Origin of the sequence: Neptuniibacter marinus, from assembly GCF_965223595.1 — a bacterium.
Lineage (GTDB): Bacteria > Pseudomonadota > Gammaproteobacteria > Pseudomonadales > Balneatricaceae > Neptuniibacter > Neptuniibacter marinus.
Window position 1 is genome coordinate 1901274 of sequence record NZ_OZ245004.1, and the last position, 15531, is coordinate 1916804.

General features: G+C 40.1%; 14 protein-coding genes and 1 pseudogene. 7 read left to right on the top strand and 8 right to left on the bottom strand.

Features of this window, described 5'->3' with window-relative positions:
* Window positions 1-5: 5 nt before the first annotated feature.
* Window positions 6-308, bottom strand: a complete 303-nt coding sequence (locus ACOQOE_RS08840) for a helix-turn-helix domain-containing protein (RefSeq protein ID WP_420553788.1) — start codon at window positions 306-308, stop codon at window positions 6-8.
* Window positions 309-366: 58 nt separating this feature from the next.
* Between ACOQOE_RS08840 and ACOQOE_RS08845 the strand changes: the two genes are divergently transcribed.
* The 4 genes and pseudogenes from ACOQOE_RS08845 to ACOQOE_RS08860 all read left to right on the top strand — a co-directional run.
* Window positions 367-888: a hypothetical protein gene (locus tag ACOQOE_RS08845; protein ID WP_420553789.1), complete on the top strand. Its 522-nt coding sequence runs from the start codon at window positions 367-369 to the stop codon at window positions 886-888.
* A 4-nt stretch (window positions 889-892) separates the two neighbouring features.
* Entirely contained in the window at window positions 893-2290 is a 1398-nt protein-coding gene (locus ACOQOE_RS08850) for a DEAD/DEAH box helicase (RefSeq protein WP_420553790.1), read from the top strand.
* A 271-nt stretch (window positions 2291-2561) separates the two neighbouring features.
* On the top strand, window positions 2562-3077 hold the full coding sequence (locus tag ACOQOE_RS08855) for a tyrosine-type recombinase/integrase (protein WP_420553791.1): 516 nt from the start codon (window positions 2562-2564) through the stop codon (window positions 3075-3077).
* A gap of 320 nt (window positions 3078-3397) precedes the next feature.
* A pseudogene (locus ACOQOE_RS08860) lies at window positions 3398-3603 on the top strand (helix-turn-helix domain-containing protein); the annotation flags it as partial.
* 45 nt (window positions 3604-3648) lie between these two features.
* Here the strand turns inward: ACOQOE_RS08860 and ACOQOE_RS08865 are convergent.
* Genes ACOQOE_RS08865 through ACOQOE_RS08880 form a run of 4 tightly spaced genes read right to left on the bottom strand, consistent with a single transcriptional unit; the run spans window position 3649 to window position 9941 of the window.
* The gene (locus tag ACOQOE_RS08865) at window positions 3649-4320 is read right to left on the bottom strand and encodes a hypothetical protein (protein ID WP_420553792.1); all 672 of its coding nucleotides are present in this window, start codon (window positions 4318-4320) and stop codon (window positions 3649-3651) included.
* A gap of 1 nt (window position 4321) precedes the next feature.
* Entirely contained in the window at window positions 4322-6403 is a 2082-nt protein-coding gene (locus tag ACOQOE_RS08870; RefSeq protein WP_420553793.1) for a hypothetical protein, read from the bottom strand.
* 12 nt (window positions 6404-6415) lie between these two features.
* Window positions 6416-8785, bottom strand: a complete 2370-nt coding sequence (locus ACOQOE_RS08875) for a hypothetical protein (protein WP_420553794.1) — start codon at window positions 8783-8785, stop codon at window positions 6416-6418.
* 1 nt (window position 8786) lies between these two features.
* Window positions 8787-9941, bottom strand: a complete 1155-nt coding sequence (locus tag ACOQOE_RS08880) for a tyrosine-type recombinase/integrase (protein WP_420553795.1) — start codon at window positions 9939-9941, stop codon at window positions 8787-8789.
* A 176-nt stretch (window positions 9942-10117) separates the two neighbouring features.
* Between ACOQOE_RS08880 and ACOQOE_RS08885 the strand changes: the two genes are divergently transcribed.
* Together ACOQOE_RS08885 and ACOQOE_RS08890 are read left to right on the top strand one after the other, a co-directional pair.
* The gene (locus tag ACOQOE_RS08885) at window positions 10118-10687 is read left to right on the top strand and encodes a DUF3362 domain-containing protein (protein WP_420553796.1); all 570 of its coding nucleotides are present in this window, start codon (window positions 10118-10120) and stop codon (window positions 10685-10687) included.
* A 118-nt stretch (window positions 10688-10805) separates the two neighbouring features.
* Window positions 10806-10991: a hypothetical protein gene (locus ACOQOE_RS08890; RefSeq protein ID WP_420553797.1), complete on the top strand. Its 186-nt coding sequence runs from the start codon at window positions 10806-10808 to the stop codon at window positions 10989-10991.
* A 58-nt stretch (window positions 10992-11049) separates the two neighbouring features.
* Here the strand turns inward: ACOQOE_RS08890 and ACOQOE_RS08895 are convergent, their stop codons facing one another.
* The 3 genes from ACOQOE_RS08895 to ACOQOE_RS08905 all read right to left on the bottom strand — a co-directional run bounded on the left by ACOQOE_RS08895 (window position 11050) and on the right by ACOQOE_RS08905 (window position 14430).
* Window positions 11050-12090, bottom strand: coding sequence for an IS481 family transposase (locus tag ACOQOE_RS08895; protein WP_420553798.1), 1041 nt, complete (start codon window positions 12088-12090; stop codon window positions 11050-11052).
* 174 nt (window positions 12091-12264) lie between these two features.
* Complete coding sequence (locus ACOQOE_RS08900; RefSeq protein WP_420553799.1) at window positions 12265-12867, bottom strand: DUF5610 domain-containing protein; 603 nt, start codon at window positions 12865-12867, stop codon at window positions 12265-12267.
* 234 nt (window positions 12868-13101) lie between these two features.
* Window positions 13102-14430: a diguanylate cyclase domain-containing protein gene (locus ACOQOE_RS08905; protein ID WP_303416955.1), complete on the bottom strand. Its 1329-nt coding sequence runs from the start codon at window positions 14428-14430 to the stop codon at window positions 13102-13104.
* 136 nt (window positions 14431-14566) lie between these two features.
* Here ACOQOE_RS08905 and ACOQOE_RS08910 point away from each other — a divergent pair, with 136 nt between their 5' ends.
* Window positions 14567-15475: a hypothetical protein gene (locus tag ACOQOE_RS08910; RefSeq protein WP_420553800.1), complete on the top strand. Its 909-nt coding sequence runs from the start codon at window positions 14567-14569 to the stop codon at window positions 15473-15475.
* Window positions 15476-15531 lie beyond the last annotated feature (56 nt).

Genomic DNA, 15531 nt, shown 5'->3' on the forward strand with positions numbered 1-15531 from the left:
GGGGTCTAGGATTGCGAGTTATCGTTAGGTGTTGAATTAGCCGCTTGTTCTGACTTTAATACTTTAGTGCTAAAAGATTGTTCAAGAACATCAATCGCTTCGTGCGGGTCAGCACCGATGGCATGGCAATAGGCAACCAATTCTATGATATCAATACGGCGACGGTCCTGTTCTAACTTGCCGATGACTGAGTGATGTCGTTGCAAAATCTCTGCAACTGCTCGGATAGATAAACCGCGTTCTTCTCGCTTTGCTTTCAGCCAGAGTCGAAGTTCTTGGTATTGTTTTGAATAAGTTGATGGTTTCATTGTCTCGATAGTAGAGACAAGATAGAATGTCGCGAAATTCGAGACATGCGATAATCCAATGAAACCAATTCGAATAAAACCGGAACTCCTTGAACTACTGAACTCAATTGGTAGAAACAGTTTTACAGTATCTGGACTAGTAAAGGCATATCTCAAAAAGCCCAGCAGTTCTTCACTAAAAAGTAGGGCGGTTGCTCAATATGTTCGTAGAAATATTTCGAGATTAGAAAAGAAAGGGATGATTGCCAGTATTTCTGGAAATGGTGATTCGAAGGGTATTTATCAGCTTACACAAGAATTTAATGAAACAAATTATGTAGTAGGGGAACCGCACTGCCCGGAGAATAATATATCATCAGCAAAACAAGTTGATCTGACAAAGGAACTTAAAACTAAATTAAAACAATACAGAATTGAGCTGCTAACTACGATGGGGGAAGTAGAAGAATATGATTCCCTAAGTAAACAAGCGTTGGTACGACCAGCGCTGATTCAAGATTTATACAATGATGCAAGAGATCGTTGTTCGAAAACTCTTGGAAAAATAAGAGCCCTAGAATTACTACTGGCGAGGATCTGAGCTAATGAAACTTCGTCAGTGGCAGAAAAAATGCATTGATAGAGCCTTGGTTCACTACTCAAACAGCAATGCCCATTTCATGTGTTTGGCTACACCTGGAGCAGGCAAAACTACTATGGCTTCTGTATTGTCAAAAAAACTGTTCGAAAGTGAATTAATTGATTTAGTAATTTGTTTTAGTCCTTCAGCCATTGTTTCCCAAGATTTTCGTATTGAGTTGCAACACCAATGTCAGAAGCGTTTTGATGGTTCTTTAGGTTCTAGTGGTTGTTCGTTAACGTATCAGGGGATGCTGTGCTTGGATGATGAATTCTGGAAGCTTCTTCATGAATTTAGAGTATTCATAATCTTCGATGAAATTCATCATTGTGCAGGAGGGGAAATCTCACAGGCTAATGCTTGGGGAGAAAAAATAGCTAATCAAATACAAGGTAAGGCGGCTTACACGTTAGCATTAACCGGAACCCCATGGCGATCAAATCGTACCCCTATTGTGTTGTCGAACTATTGTGACAATAACAGAGTTCAGTGTAATTACAGTTATGGATTGGCTCAGGCAATAAATGATGGGGTATGTCGGGTTCCTCATATAACAATGGTAGACAACGAACAAATCACGCTAAAACAAGGTCGTGATGAAACTGAATTCAGCTCCTTTGGAGAAATGCTGAATAAGGAAAAGATAAGCTATCAAGATCTTGTAGAAAATGATGAGCTACTTGCCTACCTTCTGAAACAGGCAGATCAACGGCTAAACCATATCCGAAATGCATTTCCCAACGCAGGTGGGTTAATTGTTGCATCATCTGTCACTCATGCTAGGAAAATTCATAGGTTGTTATCTTCAAATTTGAATGAACAAGCTGATATCGCAACATACTTAGAAAAAGACGCAGCAACAGTTATTCAGAGATACAAAAACACTACCAGGAAATGGATCATATCAGTCGGAATGATTAGTGAAGGGACCAACATACCTCGGCTACAGGTATGTTGCCATCTTACACGCGTGAAAACTGAGCTATATTTCCGACAAATTCTAGGAAGAATTTTAAGGGCTAGTGGTAATACCAGAGAAATTGGATACCTCTACATCCCTGCGGAACCTTCATTAATGGAATACGCTTACAGGATTTCAGAGGACGTGCCCTCTGATATTGTTGTAGTACCTCATTCTCTTCCAGAAGTAGGTCATTGCAACAGTAATAAGTCATTTGTTGTATTCAGGGATAACCATCACTCGAGCCATGATTTGGAATTAATTGAAGGGGGCCGTAGCATTCTGTCCCAAAGTTTCATGGGCGGCTCTACCTTGTCAGCGGACTATGAAAACTCTTTCGGCGAATTTGGACGTTTCAAGAAAGAAATTTTTTCATTGCTAGAGCACAACTGCCTTGGCTGATTTTCGGTACAGCTTGCTCTCAATAATGTCATTGACTAATGGGTCTCAGGGTCTCAGGGCCTCAGGGCCTCATGCCTGTTTGTTTTATCACGCCTGTCACCGAAATAAATGCACTAATAATCAATTCTTCCTGGCTGGTGTATTGGAACGTACCTTCTAGATAAGTGAACCAAAAATCATAGTGCAGACGTGATTGTTTTTAATGAAATAGGTTTTTCTATGTTACATTATATGTTACATAAAAGGTATCGAATTCAATAGGGGTACCGTAATGGATATGAGTTTTAGTGATGAAGAAGTAACAGATATCTTACGTCTACTGAAGAAAGTCTCTGGTAGGACAGAGAATTCAATTTATGCAGATGTTTTCCTATTCGCTCTATCTACAGGCATGCGAGCAGGGGAAATATTAGAATTGAAATTTTCTGATGTTAAGTTTGAAGATGAGCAGGCTGTTTTTAATGTTACAAAAGCCAGGCAAGGTCTTTCTATGTATATCCATTTACCTGATCTTGCTTTCGATATAATTCAGAGAAGAAGGTCTCAGAATCCGAATGATACCTATGTATTTGAGTCAAATACCAACCGGAGCAAGGGAAATCCAATCAGTAGAATATCCGTACACCGAAAATTTAAAGAGGTGGGGGGAATGGTCCAAAAAAAAATCACTTTTAATAGCCTAAGGCATCATTACGTCACGTATGCCTTGAAGGAATTTCAAGATCCTGTTGGTCTAAGATTAGATACGACACCAAGTAAAAAAATGACTAAGCTGTATTCTCGTTGAACTTTGAGATAACGCGTTAACAAGCCAGCCTTATAGTTGAAACCGCATTACTTGTACTACAGCTAAAATAGTTTTTTCATTGGTTCTGTAGAAACGCTCCCTTTGTGCCTTGGCGGATTCTGACGAGCAGGCATCATCATGGTGGCTGCTGGCTATTAGCTGTTTGAGCGCAGTAACGGTTTTTAGAACAACTGTAAGATGAACTCTAAAGTAGGCAAGACCTCTTTTTATCAACTATAGGTATGCCCTCAGGTTACAGTGTCGAGATCAAATGTTGGATTGTGTGATTCATAGACATCCTTTCACTATTATGGGGTGCTATGAACAGAGAATTTCAACAACGATTACTGTGGATTCGCCTCTATGAGGAGCCTGGTGATGCGGGCTTTGTATGCCGTCGATGTGGTATCTCCAGACCTACTTTGAGGAAATGGTGGCGTAGATTCAGGCCGATGGTGAAGAGGGCTTACACGGTCTCAGTAAACGTCCTCACACGTCCCCGAACACCAAGATTACTGCTGAGATGTTAATCACACAACTGAAATTAGGTACAGTTTAATGCAAGCTATTCCTAACCTTTAATACTTGTTATTTTTAAAGATTTTTTACTTTTTAATGAGCCTATTTCTCGCTTTAATTCCTGGTGTTCAGTAAGAATATCTATTAACTCCACATCTCTTTGGGCCAATTGGTCTCTAAGATTGAGTACTTCTTCTTGTAACTGGCTATTTTCATTCCGTAAGTCTCTTACTAAGACAGCCGTTTCTCTCTTGTTCTGAATTAACCCGGATCCGTAGAGGTCGGAAACCTGAAGCTCGACCAACCTGTTTTCAAGCTCAGTTACTTTATTTCTCAAGTTCCGTGCCACTGTGAGAATTGACTCTCGATCCAAATTCCCCAGTTTTCTTTTATCGGTGTCTTTTTGCCGATTGGTTTCATTGGCCCTATCTGACAGGGCCTTCAAACGTGTATTTTCAGACTTTATGAGATAATAGAGATCTGGCTGGGTCTCTTTTCGAATCCATGTTTTTCCTTTCCCTCCCTGGAGGGAAATTTGTTCTGTTATGATTTTTCGTTCTTTGGTTTCAAGCGCTTTTCCAGATGCTATGAGTTCTTCTATTTGTTCTATTCTAAGAAGAACAGTTTTATACATTTTCTTTACAGGTTCAGTTCCGTTGGTCACCCAGTCCGGTTCACAATCTTCTGGAAGGTCTTTTTTGGGCGTTAAATCAAAGATACCCATATCAGTTACTTTCCTTATCAGTTATGCCATCAATTTCATTGATGGCAGCTTCCGCACGTTTAAGGCTTGAATAGTATGGAGCGACTATTGATGGGATTTTCAGCTCAGCTTCGAAGAAGTTGATAGTTTCTTGAATACTCATACCGATGCGCAAAATATCTTCTCGCTGACTGCCTAGTGTAAGCCTATGAACGCACCCCCCACATAGGTGCCATCTAGCCTCATCTGTTTCTGCAAGCCCTGTTTTTTTGTTGTAACATTTAGCTTGCACTTGGGTTTCATCGCGCAATACACAGAAACCATATTCGTGAGGCTCTATTTTGCCACTGAATTCTTCTGCAAAGGTCGCCAGTTCGTCGTTTGAAAGGAATTTAAATTCACTTAGCCGCTGTTTAATCCATTGTCCAATAGGTCCAAATAAGTCAATTTCCCCTTCGATGTAGCGTCCCATCAGTTCTACAAGGTATGAACGATTGATCAGGGTGCTTTCTTCTTCTGTAATCTTTCCTGAAAGGTACTCATCGGTCATGTAACTTCCATAATGGTGCCTGAAATGAGAGCGAATAGCTTCTTTTACACCATCCCCATCAAACCTTCTCAAAGCAAACTCTGCCCAAGTATGGCGGAACATATGAGGAGTGAGATGTTCGATCTCAAAGTCTTGCATGAACGCTTCCCCGTACTGGCTGGCAATATAATCAAGGAATAAGGATAAATGACTTAAACTATTTGTTTGAGTGGCAATGTTGATGGGGTTCCCAGTATGTCCATTTTTCTTAAGAGCAGTTACTTGAGAGTCTTTTCTTGAGCATGGGTGACTCATTTTAAATAGTGGAATATTATTAGATATCTTATTTTCTGTACTTAGTTCGATGAGTAATTGAGTGCATTCTGCAACGATACCAGCAAAATAACGTACTGTTGTAACGCCTAGATTGGTCTTATTAATATCAGATCTGAAACAATAATTGCCTTTCTGGTCTTTGAAAATATCGTTACTTCCAATTGGTTCAAGCTCATTGCGCCTGATCCCTGTGAGGCAAAGAAAAATTATTAAAGATGCATCGTAGATCAGGCGAGTATGCTCCTTCAATTCCTTTGGTTGATTGAATGGCCACACATCAATTACTTCCCGGCCTGCATCTTCAAACTCTGTTTTTACCAAAGGGGTAATTTCCCAATAGAGAGGGTGCTGAGGGGGTTTGGAATTGGTTTTTCCTCTTAAACTCCCGCTCACAGTGCTCTTGCACTTCTCTGTACTAGCGACATAAGCCTTTTGGGAATATCCGTAGGTTTTTTTCAGATCAGTAAGAACGTGATTAATATCGTGAGGGAAAGTATGTGAGTTGTTATTAATCCATTTGTAAAAAGCTTTAACGCAAAGTGTTTTATCAGATTGGATAATCTCAATAGCTTCTGAAAGCAATAGCATGGCTTGAGGTACACCAATCTTCGAGAAAGATCCTCCGCGAAGCCACTTTACATAATCCAGTCCGCTTTGGATCACAAATTCACGTGCTTCTTCAAATACTTCATCTAACGAAAGGGTAACGCTAGGGGCGTCGGTTAATTGCCCTTTAAGATATAGATCATGAAGTCTATTGATGGTGTATACATAGTCTTCAGCGGCACTTTTACTGAGGCAGGTATGATTTTTCTTCATAAAAGGTGTTTTTCGTGGAATCAGAATTCTTCTAACTGCTTGAATCCACTGAACTCTTGTTACAGCTTTGAGCTTTATCCATTCATAATGTTCTGCTACTTCAAGAAGCTTGATCACATCATCTATCAAGTGAGTGCAGGCCCCTTGTGTCCAATACATAAGCCCTTCCGAATCCGTTATCGGAGATAAAGCAAATATAGCCTGCTTTATAATTAAATGACTTTTAGTAGAAAGGTCTCCTAATCGGCCAATGTTAAAGTCCAGTTGAAAACTTTCTTGAGTGACCGGATCAAATATCTGCCATTCATCGTCACTCATTCGGTTAACACGTTTACCACCTCCATCACTGAATAACACCGTTCTGTCAGTAACATTACGATCTCGATAGGGATCAAAGGTCCTTTTTTCTACAAATGGCATTTAAAGACTCCTTTATAGGTTTAAACTTGGGAATGGAAATTGATAGTGACCGTATTGCTCATTGGCTTCCCGAATAAGTTTAGGGTCGAAGGCACTGTTTAATAACATTTGTAGAAACATTCGTTGAGCCAAGATTGACCTGCCAAGCGCTTCGTTACTACAAAATAAATCGTCCAAATTGTTATCTATATGTTCTATGTATGCCGTTATTAGTGCAGCCGCTATTGGGCTTTGGATAATGTATGTCTCGGCTTTATCTTGTATTAAACCTGTAACATCCACTAAAAAATCCTGAATTCCAGCTTGTTCTATTAACTCTTCAGCGCTAAGTTCAATGTGGTCAGGGACCATGATTCCACATATCTTTTTTGCTTCATCAAGGGTTATGACTGAAGTATGGTTATATTTATACTCCGCTATTGATGCTGCAGTTTTGAGCATTTCTTCACCAACAAGAGATGCGAAAATATATTCATTCTCAATTTTTACTTTATCGGTTGATCTATCTGAATAGATATTTAATCGAGTTCCAATCGAATGATGCTTTTCTTTGACTTTGAAAGCTCTATCTTTATCAAGTTCTTCTGCAAAATTTACTGACATGTTATCGCTAAGACGTACGTGTTCTTTAACGGATCCTAACTCTGCATAGACCGCGGATTGGGCTACATGCCCAATTGAAATGCTTTTTCGTTGCGCTCCTTTGGGGCGTGTGGCTTTAGTAGAGCCTCCAGATGCGCTAGCGTAAATTGAATTATGGTTATACCAGTAGCGTATGGCGTCAAGAATTGGGTGAGCATAGTTACCTTCAATGTTTTTTAGCATATTTGAAGACAATGAGTTCGTCACACTGAATGGAGCCAACAAAACACCTTTAGGTGCTCCCCTAAAAAATGGAACGTTCATCGTCTGAAAGTTTGGTAAAAGCTTAGAATCTAGGAAAGAATCAGAAGAAGATAGCCAGCCTTCTACATAAGCATTCACTGTATCTTCATAATAATTTTTAATAGTTTGGTATAGGGGGTGTGTTTTTTTATATGTTGCACCTTCCGTTTTTTTTGAGCGGCCCTTAAATGTCTCAACCCGAAGAAGCTTGTCTGTTATTTGAATAGAGCGAAGAGTTGCCTTGGTTAGGTTGCTCAGTTGATGCCTTTCGCTTGCGAGAATCCAGCCAAAAACCAGACGTTCGACAAAGGAAGAGGGGAAAATTAGTATTGAGATGGGAGGGAATGTCCCTAATACAAATGCTCTTTTTTTATATTTGTCCGATCCTGTATAAGGGTAACAAGCGGATGCTTTAACTTCTTTATCTCTACGAAAGTATCTCTCCAGAGTATTTATCATGAATTCTTTCGTACAGAGGGGGGTATAGGCATCTCTGGATTCGTTAAAGCAATCAGCAAAAGGGTTGAATGCATTTTCTGAATGATAATTATGTCCTTTGTTGTTCCTTACTACACTGCAAAAAAATACTAATTCTAGTAATTCATCAGAATCCAGTTTTAATGCCGCCGCCAAGTATATTTTTAAAAACCTCTTATATATCGATCTGTTGGTATCTGAGTTGCGGGCAGCGGAGGAGCCAGAAAAAGATTCTTCAAGTAACTTCCGTTGTTCAGGATCTTTGTATAGACGGAGAAGAAAGTTATATTCATTCGGCATTTTGTGCTTGAAGGAGGTACGTATCTCACGCCAAGTCTTCAGATAATGGATACCAAATCGGCGAATACTTTCTATGTATTGTTTGTTGCTGTAATCAAGATCAAATTCATCAGCGATACTGGGTTTAGGCTTTTTAGGCGGTTCAGTAAGGTAAGGCCAGTTGTGTTGGACTGCAGCCAGATCACGTTGTACGTCGATAGTTAAAGCTAACTCTTGCGGTACCCCTGGGCTGAGAATGTTGCTGAAAAGCGCATGGCCATACATGAACTTTGCGTATATGACTTTTTCAGATCTTTCTCTGCGCTTTAAAAGCGATAAGTAATCAAAGCCGAGCGTAGCAGTGGTGTTACGGTTCTGGGGAAGCAGTTCTTGAAAAAGATCTTTTAGGAATTCGTGTACTCGATGGTAGTACGTGTCGGAAGCTTTTCTGTTTTTGAAACTACTGCTATTTAAGTAATCTATTATCGATCTAATTACTTCGTTATTTTGGTACCTCGTGGGTACTTCTATGGTTAAGGTACGTAAATCACTTTGAGCCGTTGGCCGATTAGGTAGTGGTAAGATTACCCTATCGTAGCTAAAAGTTGCTGATTTAACATTGTCTTTTGTTAAGTCACTAATGGTAGGGCGAGCAGGTACCTTACTATTTGATTCGGTATCCACTTGTCCCTTTGTATTTTTAAGCTCACTCTGACTGTTATTTTTGTCGTCATCGCTCATCTTAGGTATCACTTTCTTTTAATTTGTAAGTGGAGTTATGAAGTTGTTCCGATACTTCAGTTTGGACTTCAACATCGCCGGTTAAAACAGCACTAAAATGTATATAAACCAATGTGGTTTCGTAATGAGAATGTCCCATTCTTTCTTGGAGAAGTCTTCTGGGTAGCTGGTTTGATTTTTCAATTAAGACTGCAAAGTTTGTAGCATATGTGTGGCGTAGGGAGTGGTAGCAGCGTTTTGAAGATTTAGTTGCCCAGTCATCTGCAAGTTCTGGATTAGCCGTTATTAAATTCTTTCTAGCAGAATCGAAGACTCTAGTGGCATAGTTTCGGTGGAGAGGCTTTCCTTGCCGTGAACAAAATAACAGATTCGAATTTACTGTTAGCTTATGCAATCCATTCAAAAACCTCAGTACCTGATCTTTTAAGCTAGGTGGGATATATATCTCGCGTTGTTTTCCTCCGTGCTTTCCTTTGCCTACTATGTTGAACAGGATACCTTTCATTCCCTTTTGTTCTGATTCTTCAATTGCTGATCTAATGCGCTCAATGGTGAAATTTATATTTGATACAGTTTCTGAAGCTCGGGTACCACACCAGTAAGCCATTTTGAGTACAAGATCATCTCTTGCTATTTCAAAGTCTCGACTAGCATCTTTATAGCTAAGAAGAAGGTCAAATTCCTGCTCGCTAATATATTGTTTATAGAGGTCAAATGGATCTGTACTCCCTTTTTTCCCTTTAATCGTAGCTATTGCTGCATCCATGTTTTCATTAACACTCCAAGTGAAATACCTAGGGTTATCAATAAATGAGAATTCGTAAGCCCAGGTATAGAAACTCTTTAGGTGTGTAATGTATTGGTGCAAAGTGCTTGCTTTGACATCAAATAGATTAAGAAAACCAGTCATTTGTGGATTGGTTATTTCTTGCCATGATTTGATGTGTTTATCTCTATGTATCTCATTCATAAGCCTACAAAGAGGATAGGCCCGGTTTTTAACTGAATCAGAACTTGCTCCATTCATCCTCATGTTCAATAGGTGTGAAGATGTCACTAGCTCAACCTCTAATGAGGAGTTATCAACTATAGCCACACAGTTTTTAGGATGGCTCGTGTCATGGTCAGTAACGTCCTTGACTGAATATTTTTTCATAGGAATACCTTCTATATAGGCTTAGACTGACTAAATCAATAAATACCAATAAGTTATACAATTATGGTTAAGGGATAAATCTTGTAAACCAGAATAAGGATTATGCAAGAAATTTAATAGAAATCTATCCCTTAACATTTAAACCAGGGATGGGGACCTATGATGCGTTTAAGAAGATGTTTGAGCGTTTTTCCCGTGAGGCGGGTAAAAAACAATACCTTATCCCGTATTTTATTGCCGCTCATCCTGGGTGTGAAGATGATGATATGGTCAACTTAGCTCAGTGGCTTAAACGTAATGAATTTAAAGTTGATCAGGTGCAAACGTTTTATCCCTCGCCGATGTCTTTAGCAACGGCGATGTATCACTCAGATAAAAACCCGCTGAAAAAAATAACCTATAAAAGTGAGAAGCTTTATACACCTAAGACTGATGATCAACGGAAAATACAAAAAGCATTGCTGCGTTACCATGATCCTGTGAATTGGCCATTACTGCGTCAGAAACTTCCAGAGATGGGGTTTGCTCATCTGGTGGGGGATGGTAAAAATAGCTTAGTGCCTGCTGAGGAGGAAAATACAAAAAAAGTACTTTCTCGGAGCAAAGGAGGGGCTAAACGGACGAAGAGAAACGCTTCGTCAGCAAGTAAGCGTTCAACGGATTTAGCCGTTAATGGTAAAAAAACTAAAAGCCAGAAATTTAATAAGCCAAAACGTAAGCAGCAGCGATCATTGAAGCCAAAATAGATAAGTTCAAGAAAGGTCTGTTCAAATAGGTGACTGTTGTTAGAATGTAAAAGCAGTCGATATTTGTTTTTATTAACGTATAAATATTTTATGTAGGATTAGCATAGGAGGGCTCGACATGGCAGCTACCGACAACGTACATCCTAAATTCACAGAGGCGATGGAGAAACTATCGGCGATGAGCGAAGAGGAAAGGCTTTCAGAAAAAAATAAAGATCTTTTTGAGCAAGCTATGAATTATGCCCCGCTTGATATACAGCCAAAATTGGTCGCTATCCGTAAAAAGTATGATGAATTGCATTAAGTGTAGTAGCTCAGACTTGATCTGACAGTTACCCGTTTTTTATCTGGTGTCTGTCAGTTTAGATCTGGGCTAAATTCTTCTCGGCCCAGACCCGTTTACCATCAAGCAACGTTTCCATTGGCGTTCTACCGCAACATACCTTGCCCTGATGAGTTCGTTCATTGTTGTAGTATTCCATCCAGCCGTCCAGATCTTTTTGTAGTTCCTCAAGTGATTCGTAGAGCTTTTTACGGAAAGTTACTTGATAGAACTCATTCAAGATCGTTTTATGAAAGCGTTCACATATACCATTTGTTTGTGGGGACATCGCTTTAGTTTTGGTGTGATCAATATCGTTTATAGCAAGATAAAGCTGGTAATCATGCTGATCGACCCGACCACAGTATTCAGTTCCTCGGTCTGTAAGAATACGCAGCATAGGAAGCTCCTGTTCTTCAAAGAACGGTAATACCTTATCGTTGAGTGTATCTGCAGCAGTAATCGGTGTTTTAGTGGTATAGAGCTTACAGAAAGCGATTTTGCTGTAAGTATCCACAAAGGTCTGTTGGTATATACGGCCAACGCCTTTCAGGTTACCTACGTAAAAGGTGTCCTGAGACCCCAGATAACCTGGGTGTATCGTCTCAATTTCACCGCATGCTTCATCATCAGATTTCTTTTTCTCAAGCGCTGCAACCTGAGCATCGCTCAGGATGATGCCGTCGTTAGCAACTTTATCTTCTAAAGCTTTCAGTCTCTTTTTAAAGTTCTCAAGATTATGTCGAACCCAAATTGAACGGACGCCACTACCTGATACAAAGACACCCGACTTACGTAGTTCATTACTGGTACGGTGCTGACCATGAGCGGGTTGTTCAATGGCATAAGCAACGACAGCTTGTTCTGTTGCTTCATCCACTCTGTTCTTGGGATTCGGTGCTCTACGGCTTTTGTTGATCAGGCTATCGATACCACCTTCTTCAACAAGTTCCTGATAACGATAAAACGTATCTCGTGATACGCCCATGACTTTGCATGCTTTGGACACATTCCCAAGCTCTTCTGCCAAATTCAGCAAGCCAGCTTTGTGTTTAATGATTGGATTGTTAGTATGGATCATGAGAGTTACCTTTTGTTTTGATTTAAGATTCGACACCTTTATCAAAACGGGTAACTCTCTCTTTTTCAAGATGATGTGTCAGATCTAGTCTGAGCTAATTCACATTAAGCCTTGATTTATATAGTGTCGCGTATATAGCGGCACTATATTTTTGCTAATCTCTTAAGTAGTCGTTTACATTCTTAGTTTATTCAATAGCTCATCATCCCATATATCATCATATTCGCCCATTAACTCTGATTCACTATCTAGATTGCTTTCATCATCGCAATAGTAACCAAAGCTCTGGCAGTATTTATTTAGTTCTTCGTAAAGTTGTTCTTCTATTTCCTCCACTTGCCAAGCAAGTTCCCCTTCGAGGAGCTGTTTGCTATCAAGAAGCTCTCTTGTCTCTATAATTCCATTACGAAAAGCTTCTTTAGTCATATTAATGAAGCAATCGAGAGCGGAAGATTCATTTAACTCCGTATGGTACTCAGTGAAGGGAATAAAAAGGTTTATTGCTGTTGAAAGTATATCTGTTGCAATGACTTCGGGGGTTGTTGCATCTTTCGCTTCATAATTTAAATCGAGCGGGGTATCGGACAGCTCTAGCGCAAAAACTTTATTGAAATGACTGAGTATCGAATGATAGAGCAGGGTTTGTAAATATGATTTCTGGGCCTGTTGCTTAGAGCTCGATCTTCGTTTGATGATACTTTTCTCAGGCCCATCGCCTGTAAAGGAGGGGCGGTGGCGTTTGGGCGTTGTTGTGGGTTGGGTGTTATTTACAGTCATCACTTCCTCCTAAGGCTGAATATTTCTGTTGATTAAGTATTGACCATTTTTTAGAGGGCTGACTGATTTTTATTCAATTGAAGTCATTGCTTCATGGAAATAATTCAGTTTTGACTTACTTGTTATTTCGGATGGCTTGATCTGTTAAGACGATCTGGACAACGTTAGATCTTAAGAGAGTGGGAAGTTCTCTGTTGTGTGTGAGGTATAGTTAAACCGAAAGTGGCTTGGGTTTTATTTGTATAAATAATAACCATTGCCGCCTAATGATTTTGCAGCGTACATTGCCTTATCAGAATTGCTGATTAGTTTGTCCGCATCATCGCCATGCTCTGGGTAAACTGAAATACCAGCGCTAGCACCGAGATTAACTTTAATATTGTCAATTACAAAGGTATGTCTTAGTGAGGTAATGATTTTCTGTGCAACAACGACAACGCTTTCAACGGAGCCAACCTCTTCGAGTAAAACGGCAAACTCGTCGCCGCCTTGGCGCGAGACCGTATCTACTTTTCGGACGGCTTCTTTAATTGTATTAGCTGCGTGGATTAGTACTTTATCTCCAAAAGGGTGACCGTATGTGTCATTTAAAGGTTTAAAGTCATTTAAATCTAAATAGATAACAGCGCATCGCGTGTTATTACGATTGGATTGCTGGATGCTTTGGCTGACACGATCAAGAAATAAAGCACGATTGGCAAGGCCTGTTAAGGCATCGTGGAATGCTAAAAATTCTAGTTTATCTTGGGTCTGTTTTTGTTCTGTATTGTCAGTGAATTGCCCCATATAGTGGGATATCTTTCCATCACTTGAACGAATAACCGATATTTTTATTTTTTCATTGTAGAGTTGGCCATCTTTTTTGCGATTCCAAGTCTCTCCTTCCCAATAGCCGTGGTAGTGGAGTTGGTGTTTAATGCTTTCCATAAATTCGGGGGCGAGCCAATTAGCATTGATGATAGAGGCGGGTGCGCCAATTATCTCATTGGCTGAAAAGCCAGTAATTCTTATAAATGCAGGGTTGACTAGTGTTATTTTGAAGCCCGTATCAGCAATAATGATCGCTTCGTTGCTGTGTTTAATCGCATGTGTTGCCAGCTCGCTATAGGTCGACCCGTTCACTTGTAGGGTTGGAGATAGCTTCATCAGGCCTATGATGCCTGTAACGTGACCACAGTTGTTTTTAAGAGGTGATTTGCTCAGCCAATAGGTATCTGTGGCTGTTGAGTGAAGATATATATTATCTAGCTCTATTGTCGCTTTGTTGTGGAAGACAAGAGCGTCGGAATCGATTAATTGGTCTTGAATGAATTTAGGGAATAATTGACGATCGGTACGTCCTTTGATCGCGTTAACGGGAATGCCAACAAGATCTGCATAAGCTTTATTTGCATAAAGGTATTCTGCACGTCTGTTTTTGATCCAAGCAGGATAGGGAAGTGCTTCCAAAATGGTAAGCTGCTGGGAGGGTATAGTTCTATTGTCAACGAGGGGCGATGGCGCATCTATTTTGGGGTAAAATGTGCTTTCTTCATCCATGTTGTTGTGTATATCGTTTCCCATTCCCTATAGAGCCCTGTTATTTTTACGTTTGCCGGTAGCGAATCCTTGCAGTTTTTAATACAAACGTCTAGTGCTTATGTCAATCGAATAGATGAAAATAAGTGATGATTAGTTATTCTTGATAGAGCGGTGCTGTATGAGCCTTTTCAGGTACGTTAAACCTTGTGTTGTTTTTTTTGTGGTCATCACGGTGGGCTGTGCTCCTTTGAAAACCGCTAATGTTTCTTCGTCAAGTGCAGGCGATATAGTGCGTGCCTCTTGGCCTGTTGAGGTGAGGGAGACTTCAGGAATTGCATTACATAACGAATTAAACTGGACGGTTAATGACAGTGGTGGCGAACCTGTTGTATATGCCCTTAATAATGATCATGACATTGAGAAAAAGGTTTATATCCGCGGAGCAAAAAATGTCGATTGGGAGTCATTAGCTCAAGACGATGAGTTTTTGTATATCGCAGATTGTGGAAATAATCGTGGCAACCGCTCTGTTGTTCAGATCTATAAAGTCCTGTGGCTTTCGCTAATAGAGGGAGTTACGGGTGAAAGTGTGGCAGCAGAGAAAATGAATATTCGTTACGCAGATTTCCCTGAAGAAAAACTGAGCAGGGAACACAACTTCGATTGTGAAGCACTTACTGTCGTTGATGATGAGTTGTGGCTTTTTACTAAAGGCTGGGGTAATGAAAAAACTAAACTCTATAGGTTGGATAAAAGCAAACCTAATCAGGCGGTAGCCGCTGAGCAGGAATATAATGTTGGTGGCTTAATTACAGGCGCTGATTTTGATCCATTGTCTAGACGTTTGGTATTGCTAGGCTACGATAAAAATTTAATTTTTGGGCAGTCGTTTATCTGGCTTGTGCCAGTCGATAGCTTGCCTATATGGGATAAAGCTCAGCGTATAAAATTGCATCCTTATGCGCAGTGGGAAGCCGTTGCATGGAATAAAGAGGAAGGGGAAAACGAGTTGCTTTTAACGAGTGAGAGAAGCCCGTTGCTAGACGAGAGTGTAGGGCGGTTGAAAATAGCTACTGACTCTTTATAAAGAATGACCACCTCGCAGATGAAAGCGATTTCATCTACAATACTGCTCCTTTTCAG